Annotated in this window: 17 protein-coding genes; 10 read left to right on the top strand and 7 right to left on the bottom strand. The window is 68.8% G+C overall.

Annotation, left to right across the window (positions count from 1 at the left end):
• Positions 1 to 3: 3 nt before the first annotated feature.
• Together QE452_RS12045 and QE452_RS12050 are read right to left on the bottom strand one after the other, a co-directional pair.
• Complete coding sequence (locus QE452_RS12045; RefSeq protein WP_309730086.1) at positions 4 to 1,206, bottom strand: GGDEF domain-containing protein; 1,203 nt, start codon at positions 1,204 to 1,206, stop codon at positions 4 to 6.
• Between the two features lie 131 nt (positions 1,207 to 1,337).
• Entirely contained in the window at positions 1,338 to 3,809 is a 2,472-nt protein-coding gene (locus tag QE452_RS12050; protein WP_309657630.1) for a TonB-dependent receptor, read from the bottom strand.
• Between the two features lie 200 nt (positions 3,810 to 4,009).
• Here QE452_RS12050 and QE452_RS12055 point away from each other — a divergent pair, with 200 nt between their 5' ends.
• On the top strand, positions 4,010 to 7,369 hold the full coding sequence (locus QE452_RS12055) for a PAS domain S-box protein (RefSeq protein WP_309657629.1): 3,360 nt from the start codon (positions 4,010 to 4,012) through the stop codon (positions 7,367 to 7,369).
• Between the two features lie 9 nt (positions 7,370 to 7,378).
• On the opposite strand, the gene QE452_RS12060 is transcribed toward QE452_RS12055, so the two are convergent.
• On the bottom strand, positions 7,379 to 7,555 hold the full coding sequence (locus QE452_RS12060) for a hypothetical protein (RefSeq protein WP_309657628.1): 177 nt from the start codon (positions 7,553 to 7,555) through the stop codon (positions 7,379 to 7,381).
• A 155-nt stretch (positions 7,556 to 7,710) separates the two neighbouring features.
• Here QE452_RS12060 and QE452_RS12065 point away from each other — a divergent pair, with 155 nt between their 5' ends.
• On the top strand, positions 7,711 to 8,553 hold the full coding sequence (locus QE452_RS12065) for an SPOR domain-containing protein (RefSeq protein WP_309657627.1): 843 nt from the start codon (positions 7,711 to 7,713) through the stop codon (positions 8,551 to 8,553).
• Here QE452_RS12065 and QE452_RS12070 read toward each other — a convergent pair whose 3' ends face one another.
• Positions 8,554 to 9,015 (bottom strand): hypothetical protein, encoded by a 462-nt coding sequence (locus tag QE452_RS12070; protein WP_309730089.1) that lies wholly within the window; start codon positions 9,013 to 9,015, stop codon positions 8,554 to 8,556.
• Positions 9,016 to 9,087: 72 nt separating this feature from the next.
• Here QE452_RS12070 and nusB point away from each other — a divergent pair, with 72 nt between their 5' ends.
• The 5 genes from nusB (at position 9,088) to QE452_RS12095 (ending at position 15,137) form a co-directional block, all read left to right on the top strand.
• Complete coding sequence (gene nusB, locus QE452_RS12075) at positions 9,088 to 9,546, top strand: transcription antitermination factor NusB (RefSeq protein ID WP_309657625.1); 459 nt, start codon at positions 9,088 to 9,090, stop codon at positions 9,544 to 9,546.
• Positions 9,547 to 9,549: 3 nt separating this feature from the next.
• Entirely contained in the window at positions 9,550 to 9,726 is a 177-nt protein-coding gene (locus QE452_RS12080; RefSeq protein ID WP_309657624.1) for a DUF4169 family protein, read from the top strand.
• A 22-nt stretch (positions 9,727 to 9,748) separates the two neighbouring features.
• The gene (gene thiL / locus QE452_RS12085) at positions 9,749 to 10,666 is read left to right on the top strand and encodes a thiamine-phosphate kinase (RefSeq protein WP_309657623.1); all 918 of its coding nucleotides are present in this window, start codon (positions 9,749 to 9,751) and stop codon (positions 10,664 to 10,666) included.
• Positions 10,667 to 10,890: 224 nt separating this feature from the next.
• Entirely contained in the window at positions 10,891 to 13,050 is a 2,160-nt protein-coding gene (locus QE452_RS12090; protein WP_309657622.1) for a sodium-translocating pyrophosphatase, read from the top strand.
• 161 nt (positions 13,051 to 13,211) lie between these two features.
• Entirely contained in the window at positions 13,212 to 15,137 is a 1,926-nt protein-coding gene (locus QE452_RS12095) for a S9 family peptidase (RefSeq protein ID WP_309730092.1), read from the top strand.
• A 498-nt stretch (positions 15,138 to 15,635) separates the two neighbouring features.
• Here the strand turns inward: QE452_RS12095 and QE452_RS12100 are convergent, their stop codons facing one another.
• Genes QE452_RS12100 through QE452_RS12110 form a run of 3 tightly spaced genes read right to left on the bottom strand, consistent with a single transcriptional unit; the run spans position 15,636 to position 18,201 of the window.
• A complete protein-coding gene (locus QE452_RS12100; RefSeq protein ID WP_309657620.1) occupies positions 15,636 to 16,421 on the bottom strand; it encodes an SDR family NAD(P)-dependent oxidoreductase in 786 nt (261 codons plus the stop codon).
• Positions 16,422 to 16,438: 17 nt separating this feature from the next.
• On the bottom strand, positions 16,439 to 17,623 hold the full coding sequence (locus QE452_RS12105; RefSeq protein ID WP_125992788.1) for a zinc-dependent alcohol dehydrogenase: 1,185 nt from the start codon (positions 17,621 to 17,623) through the stop codon (positions 16,439 to 16,441).
• A complete protein-coding gene (locus QE452_RS12110) occupies positions 17,620 to 18,201 on the bottom strand; it encodes an SRPBCC family protein (protein ID WP_309657619.1) in 582 nt (193 codons plus the stop codon). Before QE452_RS12110 ends, QE452_RS12105 begins: the two co-directional genes overlap by 4 nt.
• A 170-nt stretch (positions 18,202 to 18,371) precedes the next feature.
• Between QE452_RS12110 and QE452_RS12115 the strand changes: the two genes are divergently transcribed.
• The 3 genes from QE452_RS12115 to QE452_RS12125 are packed head-to-tail and all read left to right on the top strand — an operon-like array spanning position 18,372 to position 19,962.
• Positions 18,372 to 19,286: a heme o synthase gene (locus tag QE452_RS12115; protein ID WP_309657618.1), complete on the top strand. Its 915-nt coding sequence runs from the start codon at positions 18,372 to 18,374 to the stop codon at positions 19,284 to 19,286.
• Complete coding sequence (locus QE452_RS12120; protein ID WP_184111427.1) at positions 19,283 to 19,420, top strand: hypothetical protein; 138 nt, start codon at positions 19,283 to 19,285, stop codon at positions 19,418 to 19,420. Before QE452_RS12115 ends, QE452_RS12120 begins: the two co-directional genes overlap by 4 nt.
• A complete protein-coding gene (locus tag QE452_RS12125) occupies positions 19,417 to 19,962 on the top strand; it encodes a cytochrome c oxidase assembly protein (protein ID WP_309657617.1) in 546 nt (181 codons plus the stop codon). The genes QE452_RS12120 and QE452_RS12125 overlap by 4 nt, the downstream gene beginning before the upstream one ends.
• Positions 19,963 to 19,971 lie beyond the last annotated feature (9 nt).

Consider the following 19,971-nt stretch of genomic DNA (forward strand, 5'->3'; position numbering starts at 1 on the left):
CGGTCAGGCGCTCTGCCGCAGCCAGTCATATCCGGGCAGCGACACGATGGTGGACCCCGGGATGGACGCCGGGGTCGAGCCTGCACCGAAGCCCGGGCCGGTCGTGCCGCCCGCCGGCTGGGACTTGCGCTCCGCCTTGCGCAGGCGCAGCGCGTCGTCGGCCTGCTGGAGCAGCGCGTCGAGCAGCGGCTCGGCCGTATCGTCCAGGCACCAGCCGACGCTGGCGCCGATCACGATCTCGCGTCCGTCGAGCGCATAGGGTTCGGCCAGGTCGCGTTCCAGCCGCCGCGCCATCGCCGCCACCTCCTCCTCGTCGCGCACCGCCGTCTGCACGACGACGAACTCGTCGCCGCCCAGCCGCGCGGCGATGTCGTCGCCCCGGATATGGTCGCGCAGCCGCCCCGCCACCGCGCGCAGCAGCGCGTCGCCGGTCGGATGGCCGAGCCGATCGTTGACCGGCTTGAAATCGTCCAGGTCGAGATAGTGGATCGCCACCCGCTTGGTCCGGAACCCCTCGGTGCAGAGCCGATCGAACCGCTCCGCCAGTTCCAGCCGATTGGCCAGGCCGGTCAGATGGTCGCGGCGGGCAAGCGCGGCGAAGCCGTGGCGCTTGGCGGTCGACATCGCTTCGGTCCGATAGCGGCGGAGCAGGCTGCGCATCCCGCCCGTCAGGAAGCCGGCGAGCGCGATCGCCGAGGCGATATAGGCCGGATCGCTCTGGAAGAGCAGCACCGCGACGGTCGGCAGCACCGCGACCAGCAGGCTGGCGACCGCGATCCGGGGGCGCAGCGCCGTGCCCGCCGCGACGCCGGCGGCATAGCCGACGACCAGGATGCCCGCCAGCGTGTGGAGCGTGGCGTCGGGCAACTGCATCGTGCGTGCCACGAACAGCCCCAGGATGATCGCGAAGACGACATAGCTGATCGCGAAGCGCCGCTCGATCACCACCGCCGCCGCATGGTCGATCGCGCCGGCATCGTGGCGCATCCGGCCGCTGAACAACAGGGTGATGCGGACCAGGCTGGACAGCACGCCCCCCGCCACCAGGACCGCCGCCACCGGGTCCTGCGTCCGCTCCACCACCAGCATCCCGGCCATCAGGAACAACAGGCTCATGATGACGGTCGGCACGCGGGTGGCGAACAGGCTCGACACCAGTTCGACATAGGTGGCATCCGGCAGGCGGCCGGACGCGATGGCGGACATTTCGTGGGGCACGGCCGGACGCTACGCTCCAATCGTAAACGATCGGTAACGAACCACCATTATTAATCTAGTGCAAGGTCGATTTGCCTATCGGGGCTCCCGCCTACCCTGCGCGAGCCCCGATCCACCGCTTACCAGTTCACGCCGACCCGCGCGTAGAGATAGCGGCCGTTGAAGCCGAAGGGCGAGTAATAGGGAAAGCCCAGCGTGCCGGTCGAATTGTTCGCGGCGATCGTCCGGTCGGGATAGACGTCGAACAGGTTGCTGACGCCCAGACCGATCTGCGCGCCCTTGGGGGCGGCGTAGCGCAGTTCGAGATCGGTGATCGCGTGGCGGCCGGTATGGACGTCGGCGGCGGGCGTCGTGCCAGGCTGGTTGACGTCGCCATAATAGGTGACGCGGGCCAGCGCTCCCAGCCGCTCCAGCGACCAGTCGACCGTGCCGGTCACCTTCTGCTGCGGGGTGCCGTCCTCCAGCGTCAGAATGCGGCTGCGCGCGAACAGCGTCGGCGCGGGGTCGAGCGTCGCGGTGGAGGTGGGCACCCGCGTGACCTTCACGTCGTTGATATTGCCCGCCAGCGTGAAGTCGAACGCGCCCGCTTCCTGGGTCCGCCAGCGATAATGCGCGACCAGGTCGATGCCCTTGGTCGTCGTCGCCAGTCCGTTGAGGAAGAAGCGCGCGGCGCTCGCCCCCGTATTGGTGGCGGCGAGCAGCTGCGCGATCTGCGCATTCACCGCCGCGGTCGAGCCGGTGGCGGAGATATTCTCCGACAGGCCGATCTGGTTGCGGATATGGATGCGATAGGCGTCCACCGTCAGGTCGAACCCGCCGAAGCGGATCACCGTGCCCGCCGACAGGTTGGTCGACTTCTCCGGCTCCAGCGCCAGGCCACCCAGCGCCGTGCCGACCGTGCTGGTCGACGGGAAGGTGCCGGTCAGCACCGGCACGCCATTGGTCACGACCGAGGCGATCTGCGTGAAATATTGCTGCTGGAGCGACGGCGCGCGGAAGCCGGTGGAGGCGGTGCCGCGCAGCGCGATCCAGTCCGCCAGGTCGTAGCGGGCGGAGAATTTGCCGGTCGCGGTGGTGCCGAAGTCGGAATAATCCTCGGCCCGCCCCGCCAGGCCGAGCAGCAGCTTGTCGGTCACCTGCGCCTCGACATCGACATAGATGCTGCCGTTGCGGCGGCTGCGCTTGGTCTCGTTGAGCGGCGAGAAGCCGCCGAACCCCTGTGCGCCCGGCGCCACGGTTGTGCCCGCCGGGATGCCGGTGACGGTGCCGGCCGGCGCATAGCCATAGGAGGCCGGCTCGCCCGCGCTGATCTTATAGCCCTCGCGCCGCCCCTCGATGCCGAAGGCGAGGTTGAGCGACTGGAACACGTCGAACTTGCGAGTCACGTCCAGCCCGGCGACATATTGGTCATAGGCGACCGAGCCGGCGCGGAAGCTGCGCGGGGTGGCCGTGCCATAGGCATAGTTGGCGGAATCAAGCGTGCGGAAGTCGACCGTGTTGCGGCCATAGCTGAACGACAGGTCGACGTTGAAGCCGCCCAGGTCGCCGCGCAGGCCGGCCGCCGAGTTGATGTCCTTCGACCGGGTGTTGATGATCGGCAGGAAGCCGTTGGGCAGGCCGGCCCGGTCGAGCAATGCGGCCGAGGCGGCGGTGCGGATGCGCGGGAAGGCCGCGCCCCGGCTGTCACGATCCTGGTAACCGCCGAACGCGTAGAGGCTGATGCTATCCGTCAGCGAGGTGCCGGCATTGACATAGCCGGTATATTGCTCGGTCTCGGGATCGCCATAGCGGCCGGTGACGCGGCGCGGGGTGACGCGCGTGTCGAGATCGGCGCGGTTGGTCGGCTGGCGCTTCAGATACTCGCCCGAAATCGTCAGGAAGCCGTCACTGCCGAAACCGATGCCCTGCCATGCCGAGACGGTGACGGTCGGCTCGCCGGTGACGTGGCGGCTGTTGTTCGCCGTGTCGACCTGGGTGTCGTAGAAGCCGTAGACGACCTGCGCGCCGCCGCCCGAGCGCGCCTCGCGCAGCCGCAGGTTGACGACGCCGGCGATCGCGTCGGAGCCATATTGCGCCGATGCGCCGTCGCGCAGCACCTCGATCCGGTCGAGCGCGACCGTGGGGATGGTGTTGAGGTCGACCGCCGCCGAACCACGCCCGACCGTGCCGTTGGTGTTGAGATTGGCGGAGGTGTGGCCGCGAATGCCGTTGATCAGCACCAGCGTCTGGTCCGGCGCCAGGCCGCGCAGCGTCGCCGGGCGGATCGCGTCGGTCGCGTCATTGGCGGAGGGCCGCGGGAAATCGATCGACGGCGCGATGGCGGACAGCGCCGCGCCCAGTTCGGTCGTGCCCTGGCGTTGCAGGCTCGCGCCGCTCAGCACGTCGACCGGCGACACGCTGTCCAGCCGGCTGCGCCCCTCGACGCGGGTGCCGGTGACGATGATGTCGCCGCCCTCGTCGCCGGTGGTCGCGGCATCGGCGACGGGCGCGGCCTGCGCCTGTTCCGTCCGCGCCTGCTCGCTCGGGGCGGGAGGCGTCTGCGCGGCGGGCGCAACGATCGCCGCGGTGCTGAGCAGAAGCTCGCTGATCATGGGGTAACCCTTTTACTTATTGGAATTGCCACCGCCAATCCTGGCAGACAGACTGTCCTTCTATCCCGCCGGGCCCCGGCCTGCCGCCAAGAAAAACTTGGTCCCGCCAATGCAGAGTCTGCCGCCGGAAAGGGAACCCGCGCCCGGAACCCATGTAAATGGCGCTTGCGAACCGACCGGCGGCATATAGGAACGGCGACGTGACCGACCTCCCCCATCCCTCGCCCGACGGGCGACGCGACGCGACCGCAGGGTGCGACGACTCCGCCGACATCCGCATGGCGGCGCTGGCGCGCTACAGGATATTGGACAGCGCGCGGGAGGCGGTGTTCGACGAGATCGCCGCGCTGGCCGCCTCCGTGTGCGAGGCTCCGATCGCGGTCATCAACTTTATCGACCGCGACCGTCAGTTCTTCAAGGCCGAGGTCGGGCTGGGCGTGGACAGCACGCCGCTCGAAACGTCGCTCTGCGCCCATGCGCTGCTGGAGGAGGAGTTCCTGCTGGTGCCCGACACCACGCAGGACGCGCGCTTTGCCGGCAACCCGCTCGTCACCGGCGCGCCCCACCTGCGTTTCTATGCCGGCGCCCTGCTGCGGACGCCGGAGGGCGTGGCGATCGGCACGATGTGCGTGCTCGACCATCGCCCACGCAGCCTGACCGACCCGCAGATCCGCACGCTGCGGGTGCTGGCGCAGCATGTGATCGCCCAGCTGGAGCGCGGCCTTGCCTATCGCAAGGCGACGCTGGCGGAGGCGCGGCAGCGGGCGATCGTCGACAATGCAGTCGACCTGGCGATCGTCACCATCGACCGCGACGGCATGGTGATGGAATGGGGCGCGGGCGCGGACCATGTGTTCGGCTGGCGCGAGGCGGAGGCGGTCGGCCGTCACGCCGGCTTCCTCTTCACGCCCGAGGATCGCGCGGTGGGCCGCTTGCACCAGGACATGGTGGCGGCGGATCGCGCCGGCCGCGCACTGGCCGATCGCTGGCATCTGACGCGGAACGGCCGTCGCCTGTGGTCCAGCGTCGAGCTGACCCCGCTGGCGGGGCGCGACGGGCAGCAGCTCGGCTATGTGCTGGTGGTGCGCGACCGGAGCGAGCAGCACCGCGTCGACACCGCGCTGAAGGTCGCGGAACAGAGCCTGCGCTGGGCGCAGCAGGCCGGGCGGCTCGGCCTGTTCCAGGTCGGCGAGGATGCGATCCTCCACGCCACGCCGGAATTCTGCCGGATGTTCGGCCTGCCGCCGAGCGCGACGCTGCCCGTCGCGACGGTCATGGCGCTGATCCTGCCCGAGGATCGCGCCGTGGCCGCACCGCTCTGGACCGTCCGGGGCAGCGCGGGACATGCCGTCCAGCAGGAGGTCGAATATCGCATCCGCCGCGCCGAGGATGGCGCGGTGCGGTGGATCGCGCATCGGGGCGAGCGGCTGCACGACGCCGAGGCCGACAGCGACCGCATCGCCGGCGTGGTGCAGGACGTGACCGAGCGGCGCGCGGCGGCGGACACGCTCGCCCGAAGCGAGCAGCGCTATCGCGCGCTGTTCGAGGCGATCGACGACGGCTTCTGCATCATCGAGTTCTTCGACGGCCCGCATGGTCCCTTGAGCGACTATGTACATGTCGAGGCGAATGCCGGCTATGAGCGGCATTCGGGCATCGCCGGCATCGTCGGCCGCACCCTGCGTGACCTGGCGCCCGATCAGGCCGATGACTGGATCGCGCTCTATGGCGAGGTGCTGCGCACCGGCGAGCCGATCCGCTTCGAACGCTATTTCGAACAGGCCGGCCGGCATGTCGAGGTGTCGGCGGCACGGGTCGAGCCGGCCAGCCGCCGCCAGGTACTGGTCATGTTCCGCGACATCGAGGCGCGCAGGGTGGCGGAGGTGGCGCTCCGGGCGAGCGAGGCGCTGGCACAGGAGAATATCGAGCGGGTCCAGCTCGCCCTGTCGGCCGGCGCGATCATCGGCACCTGGTTCTGGCACCTGCCGACCGACAGGTTCACGGTCGACAAGGCCTTCGCCATCGCCTTCGGCCTGGACCCGGCGCTTGGCCGCGAGGGGTTGAGCCTGGCGCAGGTCGTCGAGACCGTCCATCCGGACGATCAGGCCGGGCTGGCGGAGGCGATCAACGCCGCCATCGCGCGCGGCGGCCCCTATGCGCATCAATATCGCGTCCGCCGCGCCGACGGCCGTTACTATTGGATCGAGGCGAACGGCCGGGTCGACCATGGTGCCGATGGCACGCCGCTCTTCTTCCCCGGCGTGCTCCTGGATGTCGAGGAACGGCGCGCGGTCGAGAAGGAGCTGGATCGCACCACGGCGGCGCTGCGCGCGCTGACCGAGACGCTGGAACAGCGCGTTGCCGAACGTGGCGCCGAGCTGATGAAGACCGAGGAGCAGCTTCGCCAGGCGCAGAAGATGGAGGCGGTCGGCCAGCTGACCGGCGGGCTGGCGCATGACTTCAACAATCTCCTCGCCGGCATGTCGGGCGCGCTGGAGATGATCGGCACCCGGCTGGGCCAGGGGCGGCTGGGCGATGTCGATCGCTATCTGATCGCCGCGCAAGGCGCGGTGAAGCGGGCCGCCGCCCTCACCCACCGGCTGCTCGCCTTTTCGCGCCGCCAGACGCTCGATCCCAAGCCGACCGACGTCAATGCGCTGATTTCCGGCATGGTGGAGCTGATCCAGCGCACTGTCGGCCCCGCCATCACGCTGGAAACCGGTCAGACGGCCGGATTGTGGACCACGCTGGTCGATGCCGGACAGCTGGAGAATGCGCTGCTCAACCTGTGCATCAACGCACGCGACGCGATGCCGGACGGCGGCCGGATTCGGATCGAGACGGCGAACACCTGGCTCGACCGCGAAACCGCCCGCACCCACGACATGCCGGAGGGCCCCTATCTGTCTCTGTCCGTCACCGACAGCGGCACCGGCATGAGCCCGGAGGTGATCGAGCGGGTGTTCGAGCCCTTCTTCACCACCAAGCCGATCGGCCAGGGCACGGGGCTGGGCCTGTCGATGATCTACGGCTTCGCCAAACAGTCGGGCGGGCAGGTGCGCATCCAGTCGGAGGCCGGCATCGGCACCGTCGTCCGCCTCTATCTGCCGCGCTATGACGGCGAACTGATGCCCGAGGCGGAGAATGAAACCGCACGGATACGCAACCGGACGGGCGACGGCGAGACGATCCTGGTCGTCGACGACGAGCCGACCGTGCGGCTGCTGCTCGCCGATGTCCTGGAGGATCTCGGTTACGGCGTGGTCGAGGCGGCGGACGGCATGTCGGGCCTGCGCCTGCTCCAGTCGGACATGCGGATCGACCTGCTGATCAGCGATATCGGCCTGCCCGGCGGGATGAACGGCCGCCAGATGGCGGAGGCGGCCGAGGCGCACCGGGCGGGGCTGCCGACCCTGTTCATCACCGGCTATGCCGAGAATTCGGTGATCGGCAGCGGCCTGCGCGCGCCGGGGATCGAGGTGATGACCAAGCCGTTCGCCATCGACAAGCTGGTGACCCGAGTCGCCGAACTGATCGCGCAGGGCCGCACCGCCGCCTGATCGCGGCGGTCAGCGGTCCCGCTTGGCGGCAGGGGGCGACGCATCGGGCCCGCCGATCGCATCGAGGCGCTCGATCAGGTCGGCGAAACTGTCATCCTTCTCCACCGGGAACACGCGTTTGAACCCGCTGCCGAGCACGTCCAGGTCGCGCTGGGTCAGCAATCCGATCGCGACGATCTTTTCCACCACTGGCTGCTCCTTTCAGGGCGACAAACCGACAGCGGGGCGAAAGGTGCCGCGCTTTGTGACGGCTTGGTGAAGCGGACGGCGCGCCGGGGGTTACCGGCGGCGGCGACGGGCGCTAGGACCGATCGCCATCGGGCGTGATCGTGGAGGAACGGATGACCGGACGGCGGATCGGATGGACGGGCGCGATGGCCTCGACCGCGCTCTTGCTGGCGAGCTGCGCGCACCGCCGCCCGGCGGAGCCGCTCCCGCCGCCGCCGGTGGTCGAGCCGACCCCCGCCCCCACCCCCGCGGCACCGCCGCCGGAGACGATCAACAGCCATCTCGGCGAGCAGGAGGCGCTGTGGCATGTCCGCGCCGCGCTCAACGTCGCGGCGCTCAGCTGCGGGCGGACCGCCGCCGGCGCGACGCTGACGCCCGACTATAACCGCCTGCTCCTCCAGCGGAAGACGGTGCTCGCCGCCGCCTATCGCGACGAACAGCAGCGGTTCGACGCGGCGCCCGGCGGGCTCGACCATCACATGACCCTGCTCTATAATTATTTCGCCAAGCCGGGCACGCAGGCCAATTTCTGCCCGACGGCGGCGGCGGTCGCGACCGAGATGACGGCGCTGCCCGCCGATGCGCTGGCGGCGGCGGCCGGCCCCGCATTGGCGCGGTTGGAGGCGGCGCTGTTCGCCCCGCCGCCGCCGCCGGCCGTGCGCATGGCCGCCGCACCGGTCGCCGCCGAAGCCCTGCCGGCCGGCGACTGGCGAATCCAGATCGGCGCGTTCACTGGCCACGCCCGGGCGGAGGCGGCCTGGGCGCTGGCGCGCGACCGGGTGCCGTCACTGGGCAAGTTCCAGCCGCGCTTCGATCCCGTTCCGAACAGCCCGCTGGTGCGCGTCCAGATCGGACCTGCGGCGGACCGCGCGGGCGCGGTGGCGCTGTGCGCGGCGGCGGCGGCCGGCGGCTTCGACTGCCTGCCGCTCGCCGCCCCACGCCCCGCCAAGCCCTGATCAGCCGGCGGCCAGCACCGCCTCCACCTCCGCGACGCTGAGACCGAACGCGCCCGCCAGGCCGGCGACTGACGCGCCGCGCTTGGCAAGGGTGCGGATGCGATCCTCGTCGACGACGGTGCGATAACCGCGCGTGTCGCGTTCCTCGGTCGGCATCCCCGTGCGCGCGATCGCCCCGGTCGAGCGGCGCCGCCGCGGCGCGGCCGGCTCCTCCGCCGCAACGGTCGCCGCCGCCTCGCGCCGGACGGCCGCGCGCGCTTCCTCCTCGACCCGGCGGGCGGTACGTGCCGCCTCGCGCGCCTGCGATGCGGCGTCGCGGGCGGCGGCCCGCGCCTCGATCCGCGCATCGGCGGAGGCCGCACGCTCCTGCGCCCGACGTTCGCGATCGGCGGCGCGCGCCGCTTCGCGATCGTTCGCCCGCACCCGCAGGGCCGCCGGTTTTCTTCCCCAACTGTCGTCCATCATTCCTCTTCCATCACACCGTTCCGCAACGGGGCTGACATCCGCCGCCGGGCGGCGTACAGGGCGGCGCTTATGTCCCGCAACTCGAACCGCACCAAGGCCCGCGCCGCCGCGCGTCTCGCCGCCGTCCAGGCGCTCTATCAGCTTGAGATGGAGGGCACGGCGATTCCCGTGCTGCTGCACGAATTCCACCAGCACCGCCTGGGCGCGGTGATCGAGGATGTGGAATATGCCGATGCCGAGGTCGATTTCTTCGACGACCTGGTCAAGGGCGCCCAGGCGCGCGCCGGCGAGATCGACCTGCTGATCGAGGCGAAGCTGGCCAGCGGCTGGACGCTGGCGCGACTCGACAAGCCGATGAAGGCGATCCTGCGCGCCGGGACCTATGAGCTGCTCGCGCGCAAGGACGTGCCGACCGGCGCCGTCATCAGCGAATATGTCGATGTCGCCCACGCCTTCTACGAGCGGCGCGAGGCCGGCTTCGTCAACGGCCTGCTCGACGCCATCGCCAAGTCGGGCCCGCGCGCCTGATCCATGGCGGAGGTCGTCAACCTGAACCGCGCGCGCAAGGCGAAGGCCAGGGCGGCGGCACAGGCGACGGCCGCCGCCAACCGCGTCGTCTTCGGCCGCACCGGCGCGGAGAAGCGCGCGGCCAGGGCTGAGGCGGAGCGCCAGGCCCGGGCGCTCGACGGCGCGAAGCTGGACGATTGAGCCGCTCCCTCCCCTGCCCGCGATGACGGAGGCCGAATTCCTCGCCGGCCTGCGCGCGCTGCCGCTGCATCCCGGCGCACGCGACCTGCGCGACGATGCCGCGACGTTGGGCGACCTGGTGCTGACCACCGACACGCTGGTCGAGGGGGTGCATTTCCTCGGCACCGACCCGGCCGAAGATGTGGCGTGGAAGCTGCTGGCGGTGAACCTGTCCGACCTGGCCGCCAAGGGGGCGGTGCCGGAGGGGGTGCTGCTCAACCTGCCGCTGGGCGGGGATGGCTGGGACCGGGCGTTCCTCGCCGGGCTGGCAGGGGCGCTGGCGACGTTCGACACGCGGCTGATCGGCGGCGACACGGTGTCGCTGCCAAAAGGCGCGCCGCGCGTCCTGACCTGCACAGCCATCGGCCGCAGCGGGCGCGCGCCGGCGCGGAGCGGCGCGCGCCCGGGCGACCGCCTGTGGGTGACGGGCACGATCGGCGATGCCGGCCCCGGCCTGGCGGCGGCGCGGGGGGAGATCGACAGCCCGGCCTTGCGCAACGCCTATCGCCGGCCCCGCCCCCGGCTGGCGGAGGGACGCGCGCTCGGGCCCTTGGTGACGGCGATGGCGGACGTGTCGGACGGGCTGCTGATCGACGCGGCGCGCATGGCGGCGGCGAGCGGCCTGGCCGTCACGGTCCGACTGGAAGCGGTGCCGTTGTCCGCTGCCTATGGTGCCGTGCGCGGTACGGATCGCGCGGCGCGATTGGCGGCGGTGACGGCGGGGGACGATTACCAACTGCTTTTCGCCCTCCCCGCAGCGGTGGAGCCGCCGGTGGCCGCGACCTGTGTCGGCGCGTTTGCGGCCGGCGCGGGCCTGACGCTGACGGACGGTGGCGAGTCGCTGCCCCTGCCCGATCGATTGGGCTGGGAGCATGATGGCGGGGCCACTTTGGCGCACTGAGGTCACACGGAGGCGCGGCGCGCTTCTCCCATGATCCCGAAGACGATTGCCGGACTTCCACGCGCGTAGCTCGGGCTCCTACCGTCGCAGCAGCACGGACGATATTTCGCAACCTCCCCCTGTCGCGGGACGGGCACAGCATGGTTGCACCCCGCGCCAATCGGCGTAGCTTCGCCGGCGACGGGCGGCCCATGACGGTGCGCCCGCGATCAGGAGGGACGAGTATGACGGCAGTCTATCTCGCCATGATCTGCGGCGGGATCGCCGTGCTTTATGGCATCGTCACCAGCGGGCAAGTGCTCCGCCAATCGCCGGGCGACGCCCGGATGCAGGACATCGCCGGCGCCATCCAGGAAGGCGCCAAGGCCTATCTGGGCCGCCAATACACCACCATCGCCGTGGTCGGGATCGTCGTCGCCATCGTCCTGGCGGTGACGCTGGGCTGGCTGTCGACCCTGGGCTTCGCGATCGGCGCGATCCTGTCGGGGGTCGCCGGCTATGTCGGCATGACCATTTCGGTGCGCGCCAATGTCCGCACGGCGGAGGCCGCCCGCACCTCGCTCCAGGCGGGGCTGACCACCGCCTTCCGCTCGGGCGCGGTGACGGGGATGCTGGTGGCGGGACTGGGCCTGCTCGCGATCGCCGTCTTCTTCTGGTATCTGGTCGGTCCCGCCGGCTATGCCCCCAATGACCGCATCATCGTCGAGGCACTGACCGCGCTGGCCTTCGGCGCGTCGCTCATCTCGATCTTCGCGCGGCTGGGCGGCGGCATCTTCACCAAGGCGGCCGATGTCGGCGCGGATCTGGTCGGCAAGGTCGAGGCCGGCATCCCGGAGGACGATCCCCGCAACCCGGCGGTGATCGCGGACAATGTCGGCGACAATGTCGGCGATTGCGCCGGCATGGCCGCCGATCTGTTCGAGACCTATGTGGTGACGTTGGGCGTGACGATGATCTCGATCGCGCTGCTGGTGCGGGCCGATGCGGGCGAACTGCTGCGGCTGATGAGTCTGCCGCTGATCGTCGGCGGCGTGTGCATCCTGACCAGCATCATCGGCACCTATATGGTGCGGCTGGGCCGGAACGGCTCGATCATGGGCGCGCTCTACAAGGGCTTCTGGACCTCGGCGCTGCTCGCGGTGCCGGCGATCTTCGCCGCCGCGCACTATACGCTGGGCGACCTGAACGCGGTGATCGGCAATGCCGGCTTCCTCGACGCGGTCAGCGACGACCTGACGCAAGGGGGCGCCGCCGCGGCGACCGGGCCGGGCTTCACCGGGATGGACCTGGTCTGGTGCATGGTGATCGGGCTGGCGGTCACCGGGCTGATCGTGTGGATCACCGAATATTATACCGGCACCGCCTATCGCCCGGTCCGCTCGATCGCGCGGGCCAGCGAGACGGGGCACGGCACCAACGTGATCCAGGGCCTGGCGATCAGCCTGGAGGCGACGGCGCTGCCGACGCTGGTGATCGTCGTCGCGGTGGTCGCCACCTATCAGCTCGCCGGCGTGATCGGCATCGCCTTCGCCGCGACCGCGATGCTGGCGCTGGCGGGCATGGTCGTCGCGCTCGACGCCTATGGCCCGGTCACCGACAATGCCGGCGGCATCGCCGAGATGGCCGCGCTGCCCGACGAGGTGCGCCAGCGCACCGACGCGCTGGATGCGGTCGGCAACACCACCAAGGCGGTGACCAAGGGCTATGCGATCGGCTCGGCCGGGCTGGCCGCGCTGGTGCTGTTCGGGGCCTATACCACCGACCTGTCGACCTATTTTCCGGAGGTGGAGGTCGATTTCAGCCTGTCCAACCCCTATGTCATCGTCGGCCTGCTGCTCGGTGCGCTGCTCCCCTATCTGTTCGGCGCGTTCGGGATGACGGCGGTCGGGCGCGCGGCGGGCGCGGTGGTGGAGGAGGTGCGCGGCCAGTTCCGCGACGATCCCGGCATCATGCTGGGCACCAGCCGGCCGCAATATGGCCGTACCGTCGATCTCGTCACCCGCGCCGCGATCCGCGAGATGATCATACCCTCGCTTCTGCCGGTGCTGTCGCCGATCGCGGTCTATTTCATCGTGTTGCTGGTCGCGGGCCAGGCCAATGGCTTCGCCGCGCTGGGGGCGATGCTGCTGGGCGTGATCGTGTCGGGGCTGTTCGTCGCGCTGTCGATGACCTCGGGCGGCGGTGCCTGGGACAATGCCAAGAAATATATCGAGGACGGCCATCATGGCGGCAAGGGATCGGAGGCGCACAAGGCGGCGGTGACCGGCGACACGGTCGGCGACCCGTACAAGGATACCGCCGGTCCTGCAGTCAACCCGATGATAAAGATCACCAACATCGTCGCGCTGCTGCTGCTGGCGGTACTGGCGACGCGGGGCGGATGATCGATACCTCCATTATGGTGGCATTTCAGATCAACTTGTCAGCCGATGCTTTGATCGATTAGCATGACTTCATGCCGGGCGGGGGCCCGGTATGGGGGATGATCATGACAGGTATCGGGCGTGGTGTCGCATGTGCGGCGTGGTTGCTGGCGGCATCGGCGATGGGGGGCAGTGTTCCGGCTGGCGCAGCGTCGGATCAGGCCGTTGCCAAGGACGCCGGCGCAGGTGCCAAGGACGGGCCGGTTCCGGTCGAGGCCTTTGCCGCCCTGCCCGCGATCGACGAGCCCAAATTGTCGCCCGACGGCACCCGCGTCGCTGGCAAGATGGCGATCGACGGCACCCAATATCTGATGATCACCCCGGTCACGGGCGGCGCCGACACCAAGCCGTCGGTGGTCAAGGTGGGGCCCACCGTCGACATCAACTGGTGGCGCTGGGTCAGCGACGGCTGGCTGGCGGTCGGCCTGGGCTCGCAGGACATGGTCTATGGCACCGAGATCTACGTCACCCGCGTGATCGGCCTGTCGGCGGACGCGAAGGTGATGAAGCGGCTGGACTGGGAGAAGAGCGGTATCCGCGCCGACGACGTGCTGTGGACCGCCCGCGACGGCAGCCCGCGCATCCTGCTGGCCAAGCAGACCGGCATCACCTCCGAAATGGATTTCTGGCCGAGCGTCTATGAGTATGACCTGTCCACCGGGCGCGGGCGACGGATCGTCAGCGGCGTCGCCAATGTGTGGGACTGGTATGCCGATGGCGCCGGCCAGGTCCGTATCGGCTATCGCCTGGACGACAGCTCGCGCAAGGCGACCCTGCTCTACCGCGCCAACAACGGCGAGACCTTCCGCACCATCGCCCGCGCCGATCGCAAGAATAACGAGAGCTTCGTCACTCCGGTCCTGTTCCGGGCCGATGGCAGCGCGATCGGCATCGACGACAGCGATGGGCATGACACCGCCTATGAGATGTCGCTGCCCGACCTGAAGCTCGGCAAGACGCTGTTCGCGACGCCCGGCTACGACATCGCCTCGGTCATCCCCAATCCGGCCGGCGACGATGTCGCGGGCTATGCCGTCGACGACCATTATTACCACAGCGAATGGACCGACCCGGCGATGCACGAGGTGCAGGCGGCGATGGACAAGGCGGTCGGCAACGGCCGGCACGCGCATATCCTGTCGTGGAGCGCGGATCGCACCAAGCTGCTGGTCTCGGTCGGCAGCGCGTCACAGGCGGGCATCATCTATTATTTCGACACCGGGTCCGGCCGGATGCAGCGCCTGTCCTGGGCGAACCCGAAGCTGCAGGGCCGCATCCTGTCGCCGGTCCGCACCATCCGCTATCCGGCGCGCGACGGCACCATCATCGAGGCGGTGCTGACCCTGCCCCGGGCGCGCACGGCCAAGGCGCTGCCGATCATCATATTGCCGCATGGCGGCCCCTTCGCCCGCGACGATGAAAGCTGGGACTGGTGGACGCAATATCTGGCGGAGCTGGGCTATGCGGTGATCCAACCCAATTATCGCGGCTCGTCCGGCTATGGCCGCGAATTCGCCAAGAAGGGCGAGGGGCAATGGGGCCTGAAGATGCAGGACGATCTGGACGATGCCCTCGCCTGGGCCGTGAAGGAGGGGATCGCCGATCCCAAGCGTGCGTGCATGGTCGGGGCGTCATACGGCGGCTATGCGGCGATGCGCGCGGCCCAGCGCGGCGGCGGGCTGTACCGCTGCGCCATCTCCTATGCCGGCGTGTCGGACCTGGCGGCGATGCGGGCCTATGACGGGCAGTTCCTGTACGGCCGCACGCGCGGCGACTGGCTGAAGAAACAGGCGCCCGATTTCCGCTCGGTGAGCCCTCGCTTCGGCGCCGCCGCCTTTTCGGTGCCGATCCTGCTGGTCCATGGCAAGGCGGACAAGCGCGTGCCGGTCAAACAGTCGCGGATGATGGCCAGCGCGCTGGAGGATGCGGGCAAGCCGTTCGAATATTTCGAACAGCCGCTTGCCGACCATCATTTCACCCGCAGCGAGGATCGGCTGACTTTTCTCCAGCGGATGAAGGCGTTCCTGGATCGGCACAATCCAGCCTGAGGGGTGACGCGCCTGGCTTTGCCCTTCACATCATCGCGGTGGAGGTCGGGGTCCACTCCCCGCACGTCTCGCCTAAAGTGCAGACATCCGCGAAATGGAATCCGGCGTGCGCGGGATCCTTTCAACAATCGCCCCCGTGCTCCTGCGGACGCAGGAGCCCAGGGTTATGGATACCCAAGAGGCGTTGCTTCGCCTGGCCATAGGCTCCTGCCTTCGCAGGAGCACGAGCCCGTCCGGCCTGTTCGCTGGAGCAGGATGACATCGGGTTGACCCAAGCCGTCATTGCGAGCGCAGCGAAGCAATCCAGGGCGTCACGCGCGCGGCTGTGGACCGCTTCGCTGCGCTCGCAATGACGGGTCCAGATCAAGGTCACGTCATCGGGCTCCAGACGCCCGCGAAGGTTGCGCCTTAACCGGCATGCTGAGGCGGGTGATACAGAGCAACGGACCCCACCGGGGTGAGGCCCGTGCAGGTAACCCGCCCGCTCTAAGCCGGCCGTTACTCCTTGCCGCTGCCCGGTTCGGCCATCTTGCGATGCTGTTCCGCCAGCACGCTGGCCGGCGTGATATTGGCGAGCGTGCCTTGCAGCTTCGTCTTCCAGCCCGAGAAGATCGACGCCTCGCCCTTCATCAGCGCGCTCCAGCCATCCTTGGCCACGTCGACCGGATCGCTCTTGCTCTCCGACTGGCCGACCGAGGTGTCGAGCATGTCGCCGCGCGCAAAGAACTCGGTGTCGACCGGTCCGGGCTTCAGCGTGGTAATGGTGACGCCGTCCGATTCCTTCAGCTCGTTGCGGATCGCATCGCTGAAATAGTCGATGAACGACTTGGACGAGTTATACACCGCCTGGAACGCGCCGGGAATATAGCCGGCGATAGAGCCGGTGATCAGCACCTTGCCTTCGTTCCGCGCCACCATCGGCTTCAGCGCCTTCTGGAGCAGATAGAGCGTGCCGGTGATGTTGGTGTCGATCACCTTTCGCCACTCGTCGACCGACTGGTCTAGGAAGCCATGGCCCAGGCCCCGCCCGGCATTGGCGCAGAGGATGTCGACCTGCCGCCCGCCGGCGGCGTCGAGCAAGGCGTCGACGCCCTCCAGCGTCGACAGGTCCGCCTCCACCGCCTGCACCTCGGTGCCGAACTGGCGCAGGTCCTGTGCGGCGGACTGGATCAGGGGCTCGTCAGCGACGATCAGCAGGTCGTAGCCATCCTGTGCGGCGAGCGTCGCCAGTTCGAAGCCGATGCCGGTCGAGGCGCCGGTGATGATCGCGAATTTATCAGCCATGTCGATCTCTCCTGTTTTCAACCCTGGGCCATGCCGGGTTTCAGCACGATCTTGGTCACGTCGTTCTGCTGGTCGTGGAACATCTTATAGCCCTTGGGCGCGTCCATCAGCGGCATGCGGTGCGAGATCAGGAACTCGGTGTCGATCTTGCCTTCCATGATCGCGTTGAGCAGGCCGGGCAGGTAATGCTGCACATGGGTCTGGCCGGTCTTCATGGTCAGCCCCTTTTCCATGAAGGCGCCGAGCGGGAATTTGTCGACGAAGCCGCCATAGACCGCCGGCATGGAGACCCGCCCGCCCTTGCGACAGGCGATGATCGCCTGGCGGATCGAATGCGGCCGGTCGGTGCCGAGGAAGGTCGATGCCTTGATCTGGTCGATGACATTGTCGACGAACAGTCCATGCGCCTCCAGCCCGACCGCGTCGATCACCGCATCGGGACCGATGCCGCCGGTCATCTCCATCAGCGCCTCATAGGTCGCCGTCTCCTCGAAGTTGATCGTCTCCGCGCCGAAGCGCTTGGCGAGCGCCAGCCGGTTGGGGAAATGGTCGATCGCGATCACCCGCTCCGCGCCCATCAGGAAGGCGGACTGGACCGCGAACAATCCGACCGGGCCGCACCCCCAGACCGCGACCGTGTCGCCCGGTTCGATCTGGGCATATTCCGCCGCCTGCCAGCCGGTCGGCAGGATGTCGGACAGGAACAGCACCTTGTCGTCGTCGACCCCGTCCGGGATCACGATCGGGCCGACATCGCTGAACGGCACGCGGACATATTCCGCCTGACCGCCCGCATAGCCGCCGGTCATGTGGCTATAGCCGAACAGGCCCGACATGGGCTGGCCGTAGAGCGTCTGCGCGATATCCTGATTGTCGGCGGGCAGGCCGTTGTCGCAGGCCGAATATTGGTGCTTGCCGCAATGATAGCAGCTACCGCACGCGATGGTGAAAGGCACCACCACGCGCTGCCCCTTTTTCAGCGTCGACTTCGGCCCGACCTCGACCACCTCGCCCATGAATTCATGGCCCAATATGTCGCCGGCCTTCATCGTCGGGATATAGCCGTCATAGAGATGCAGGTCCGACCCGCAGATCGCGGTCGAGGTGACCTTGATGATCGCGTCGCGCGGATTGACGATCTCGGGATCGTCGACCGTGTCCATGCGGACGTCGTGCTTGCCGTGCCAGGCCAGGGCTTTCACAGTCCCATCTCCTCGAACTGCTTGGGATTCATCGCCGGGGTGGCGATTTCGCCCGTTTCCATCAGTTGCTTGAACCGGCGCAGGTCGCGGCGCGCCTGGATCGCGGGTTCGCGCTGGAACATCTTGGCGATGATCTTGCCGATAAAGCCGGCGGGCGGATCGTAGAGGATGGTGGCGGACACCACCGTGCCGCGCGCGCCCGCGTCGCGGAAGGTGACATGGCCGCTGTTCGGCACGTCCGCCCCCTCTTCCGAGGCCCAGGCGATAACGCTGTTCGGCGCCTCGTCGGTGATCCGCGCGGTCCATTCCACCGTGGTGCCGCCAGGCGCCTTCACCACCCAATGCGATCGCTTTTCGTCGAGGATGTCGATGCGGACGACATTCTCCATGAAACTCGGCAGGTTGGAGAAATCGCGGAAGAAGGTGAACAGCTCGCCGACCGGCCGGTTGATCGTCACCGACCGGGCCACGACCTGGTCGCCCTTCGCCTCCGGCAGCTCTTGGGCGAACTGCTCGGCCGCGTCGCCGGACTTGGCCGTTGCCGGCGGGGCATCGTCCCTCGCGCTATCGTCAACCATAACGGGTGCCTCTTTGGTTGGGGTTGGTCCAAGAAGCGCATCTCCACCGCCCCGGTTCCCGGCTAAATCCATGGAAAGCGTGGATTTGGCTGATACATATCAAAGCGTCGGGCCGTGTTCGGCGAAGGCTTTGCCCCGCCCGCCCACTGGCCTATATCCTCGGACAAGAGATGAGCACCGCGACCCCCCTGCTGCCGCCGGCCGACTGGCGCGACTTCCTGGCGCTGACCAAGCCCCGGGTCATGACGCTCGTCGTCTTCACCGGCCTGTGCGGGATGCTGGCCGCGCCGGTCGGCATCCACCCCGTGCTGGGCTTTACCGCGATCCTGTGCATCGCGCTGGGCGCGGGCGCGGCGGGGGCGCTCAACCAATGGTATGAAGCGGATATCGACGCGATCATGCGCCGCACGCAGAAGCGGCCGCTGCCCGCCGGGCGGATGGACCGGCAGTCAGCGCTCCATTTCGGCGTGGGTCTCGCCAGCTTCTCGGTCATCCTGATGTTCGTCGCGGTCAACTGGACGGCGGCGGCGATCCTGGCGGTGTCGATCCTCTTCTACGTGCTGATCTATACCGTCTGGCTGAAGCGGCGGACGCCGCAGAACATCGTCATCGGCGGCGCGGCCGGCGCCTTTCCGCCGCTGATCGGCTGGGCGGCGGCGACCAACCAGGTCGCGCTGCTGCCGTTCCTGATGTTCATGCTCGTCTTCCTGTGGACGCCGCCGCATTTCTGGGCGCTCGCGCTGTTCGTGAAGACCGATTACGCCAATGCCGGCGTGCCGATGCTGCCGGTCGTGGCGGGCGAGCGGGTGACGCGGACCCAGATCGGCCTCTACACCATCCCGATGGCGGTGGCGGCGGTGCTGCCCTGGCCGCTGGGGCTGACCGGCGCGGTCTATGGCTGGACCGCCAGCATCACCACCGCCGTGTTCGCGCTGTTCGCCGCGCAGGTCGCGCTGCGCCAGACGGGCGCGGAGGACCGGATGACGCCGGAGAAGCGGCTGTTCAGCTATTCGATCCTCTATCTCTTCGTGATCTTCGGCGCGCTGGTCGCCGATCGCTGGCTGCTGGCAGGAGGAAGCGCATGACCCCCGACGAACAGGATCTGGTCCGTCGCCGCCAGCGGTCGCGCGCGATCGTGATGGCGGTGCTGCTCTTCGCCTTCGTGCTGCTGGTCTTCGGCATCTCGATCGCCAAGATCCAGGCGGGGATGCCGCATTGAGCGACCCCACCGCCCGCACGCGCCGCACCGCGCTGTTGGCGGTGCTGGGCATCGCCTTCATGACCGGTCTGGCCTGGGCCAGCGTGCCGCTCTACCGCCTGTTCTGCCAGGCGACCGGGCTGAACGGCACCACTGGCCGCGGCCTCGCCGCGCCGGGGGCGGTCGACCGGCAGGTCCGCGTCGATTTCGACACCAATGTCAGCCCCAAGCTGGCCTGGCGCTTCGTGCCCGAAAGCCGGTTCGACACGGTGGCGGTCGGTGCGCGCGACATGGCCTTCTTCAAGGCGACCAACACCAGCGGCCAGCCGCTGACCGGCACCGCCACCTTCAACGTCCAGCCCGCGCAGGCCGGCAAATATTTCAAGAAGATCCAGTGTTTCTGCTTCACCGAGCAGACGCTGAAGCCCGGCGAGACGGCACGGATGCCCGTGATCTTCTACATCGACCCGGCGATGCTGACCGATCCCGACGCCGCCGACATCCAGACCATCACCCTGTCCTATACCTTCTACCCGGCCGAACAGGGCCGGACGGCGGGCTGATCCCTCGGT

It is taken from the genome of Sphingomonas sp. SORGH_AS_0438 (assembly GCF_031453475.1).
Lineage (GTDB): Bacteria > Pseudomonadota > Alphaproteobacteria > Sphingomonadales > Sphingomonadaceae > Sphingomonas.

Coding starts and splice junctions, on each gene's coding strand:
- QE452_RS12045 (WP_309730086.1), bottom strand. CDS start 1,206: ATGTCCGCCATCGCGTCCGGCCGCCTGCCGGATGCCACCTATGTCGAA.
- QE452_RS12050 (WP_309657630.1), bottom strand. CDS start 3,809: ATGATCAGCGAGCTTCTGCTCAGCACCGCGGCGATCGTTGCGCCCGCC.
- QE452_RS12065 (WP_309657627.1), top strand. CDS start 7,711: ATGACCGGACGGCGGATCGGATGGACGGGCGCGATGGCCTCGACCGCG.
- QE452_RS12070 (WP_309730089.1), bottom strand. CDS start 9,015: ATGGACGACAGTTGGGGAAGAAAACCGGCGGCCCTGCGGGTGCGGGCG.
- nusB (WP_309657625.1), top strand. CDS start 9,088: ATGTCCCGCAACTCGAACCGCACCAAGGCCCGCGCCGCCGCGCGTCTC.
- QE452_RS12080 (WP_309657624.1), top strand. CDS start 9,550: ATGGCGGAGGTCGTCAACCTGAACCGCGCGCGCAAGGCGAAGGCCAGG.
- thiL (WP_309657623.1), top strand. CDS start 9,749: ATGACGGAGGCCGAATTCCTCGCCGGCCTGCGCGCGCTGCCGCTGCAT.
- QE452_RS12090 (WP_309657622.1), top strand. CDS start 10,891: ATGACGGCAGTCTATCTCGCCATGATCTGCGGCGGGATCGCCGTGCTT.
- QE452_RS12095 (WP_309730092.1), top strand. CDS start 13,212: ATGGGGGGCAGTGTTCCGGCTGGCGCAGCGTCGGATCAGGCCGTTGCC.
- QE452_RS12100 (WP_309657620.1), bottom strand. CDS start 16,421: ATGGCTGATAAATTCGCGATCATCACCGGCGCCTCGACCGGCATCGGC.
- QE452_RS12110 (WP_309657619.1), bottom strand. CDS start 18,201: ATGGTTGACGATAGCGCGAGGGACGATGCCCCGCCGGCAACGGCCAAG.
- QE452_RS12115 (WP_309657618.1), top strand. CDS start 18,372: ATGAGCACCGCGACCCCCCTGCTGCCGCCGGCCGACTGGCGCGACTTC.
- QE452_RS12120 (WP_184111427.1), top strand. CDS start 19,283: ATGACCCCCGACGAACAGGATCTGGTCCGTCGCCGCCAGCGGTCGCGC.